We start from the raw sequence: 1,696 nt of genomic DNA, 5'->3' as shown, positions 1-1,696 counted from the left end.
GGCAAGCCGCCGCACTCCACGGTGCTGGAGTGCGGGAGCTCGCTCCTGCCTTGCCCTTCAGGCGGCTTGCCGCCTGCTCCAGCAGCGGCGGGCCCTCACCCGGAAGATGCATCCCCGCGGGCTAGGGCCTCGCGCGCCTCGGCGATGCGGGCGAGCACCTGCGCGGGGGCGGTGCCGCCGGGGAGGTTCCGGGCCTCGGCCGAGCCCTCGGGGGTCAGCAGGTCGTAGACGTCTTCGCCAATGCGCGCGTCGAAGCCCTGCAGCTCGGCAAGTGGCAGTTCGGCAAGGTCGCAGCCCCGCTCGTCCGCGCGCCGGACCGCGCGCCCCACCACCTCGTGCGCGTCGCGAAACGGCAGCCCCCGCCCGACCAGGTAGTCCGCGAGATCGGTCGCGGTCGCAAAGCCCTTTCGCGTTGATGCCAGCATGTTACCGGCATTTGCCTTCAGATTCGGGACCATGTCGGCAAAGGCGCGCAGACTCCCGGCGAGCGTGTCGACAGTGTCGAACAGCGGCTCCTTGTCTTCCTGATTGTCCTTGTTGTAGGCGAGCGGCTGCCCCTTCATCAGCGTGAGCAGGGACACCAGGTGCCCGTATACCCGGCCGGTCTTGCCGCGCACCAGCTCCGGCACGTCCGGGTTCTTCTTCTGCGGCATGATCGAGGAGCCGGTGCAGTAGCGATCCGGCAGTTCGATGAACGCGAACTGCGCGCTGGTCCAGAGAATCAGCTCCTCGGCCTGGCGCGACAGGTGCATCATGATCAGGGCCGCGCAGGACGTGAATTCGATCGCGAAGTCGCGGTCGCTGACCGCGTCCAGGGAGTTGCGGCAGATCCCCTCGAAGCCGAGCAGGCGGGCGGTCAGCTCCCGGTCGAGCGGGTAGGAGGTACCCGCCAGCGCGGCCGCGCCCAGCGGCAGGCGGTTCACCCGGCGGCGGCAGTCGGCGAGCCTCTCGGCATCGCGGTCCAGCATCTCGTACCAGGCCAGCAGATGGTGGCCGAAGGTGACCGGCTGTGCGGTCTGCAGGTGGGTGAAGCCGGGCATCACCGTCGCGTGCTCGCGCTCGGCGAGGTCCAGCAGACCGTGCTGATACTGGCGGACCTGCGCAATCAGGCCGTCAATCGCATCGCGCAGCCACAGGCGGATGTCGGTCGCGACCTGGTCGTTGCGCGAACGGCCGGTGTGCAGTTTCTTGCCGGTCTCGCCGATCTTCTCGATCAGACGCGCCTCGATGTTCATGTGCACGTCCTCGCGCGCGACGCTCCACGCGAAGGCGCCCGCCTCGATCTCGGCGCGGATCCCCTCGAGACCCGCGGTGATCGCGCCCGCCTCGGCCTGGGTCAGCACGCCGACCTCCGCGAGCATGGTCGCGTGCGCGATCGAGCCGGCGATATCCTGCGCGTACAGTCGCCGGTCGAAGCCCACGGACGCGGTGAATTCCTCGACGAAGGCGTCGGTGGCCTCGCTGAAGCGACCGCCCCAGAGCTTGGCGGCCGGATGGGCGTCGGAGGGGGCGGCTGGGTCCTGCGGCATTGCGGGCTCTCGGTCTGGGACTGGGGACGGGCTGACGAGCGGGGACAGATTTCGAATCTGTCCCCGGGGCGCAGGATTATAGCATCGGGGCAGATGGGGCCGGACCACGGGTAGGACCAAAGGGAAGGGAGAAGGGGACAGATTTCTAAATCTGTCCCCGAAGGCGC

1 protein-coding gene is annotated in these 1,696 nt (G+C 69.0%); it reads right to left on the bottom strand.

The window, feature by feature from the left end:
• Window positions 1-95: 95 nt before the first annotated feature.
• Window positions 96-1,529 (bottom strand): argininosuccinate lyase, encoded by a 1,434-nt coding sequence (gene argH / locus ACESMN_RS12325; protein WP_373053900.1) that lies wholly within the window; start codon window positions 1,527-1,529, stop codon window positions 96-98.
• Between the last annotated feature and the right edge of the window lie 167 nt (window positions 1,530-1,696).

It is taken from the genome of Thioalkalivibrio sp. (assembly GCF_041690275.1).
GTDB lineage: Bacteria > Pseudomonadota > Gammaproteobacteria > Ectothiorhodospirales > Ectothiorhodospiraceae > Thioalkalivibrio.
The sequence above is the reverse complement of the archived record's forward strand: the minus strand, read 5'-3'. Positions and strand labels throughout refer to the sequence as shown.

Excerpts from the sequence above, each read along its gene's own strand:
- argH (WP_373053900.1), bottom strand. The coding sequence starts at position 1,529 with ATGCCGCAGGACCCAGCCGCCCCCTCCGACGCCCATCCGGCCGCCAAG.